1 protein-coding gene is annotated in these 242 nt (G+C 70.2%); it reads left to right on the top strand.

The genetic code is table 11. The features are described 5' to 3' along the window. Window positions 1-242: hypothetical protein (locus R0J92_RS25935; protein WP_411053805.1), on the top strand; the 242-nt coding region annotated here is incomplete at both ends.

The raw sequence follows: 242 nt of genomic DNA, 5'->3' as shown, positions 1-242 counted from the left end.
GGTGCTGGCGCCGTGGATCACCACGCAGCGGGAGCAGCTCAACCTCGTTTACGACGTGCAGGAGGGCGACCGCGGCCCGGTGGTGCCCGACCTGCCAGCCCGTTCGTGCGCTGAATGCATTCAGCGCCTGTGCCAGTGGCTGTGCCGGGATGTCGAACGCATAGGTCGTCTGGGCCTGCGCCACGCGAATTGGCGCGGACGCGGCACCGTCGGCCCGGGCGATGGCGACCGGTACGCTGCAC

Origin of the sequence: Tritonibacter sp. SIMBA_163 (genome assembly GCF_046535935.1) — a bacterium.
Taxonomy (GTDB): Bacteria; Pseudomonadota; Alphaproteobacteria; order Rhodobacterales; family Rhodobacteraceae; genus Epibacterium; species Epibacterium scottomollicae.
The sequence above is the reverse complement of the archived record's forward strand: the minus strand, read 5'-3'. Positions and strand labels throughout refer to the sequence as shown.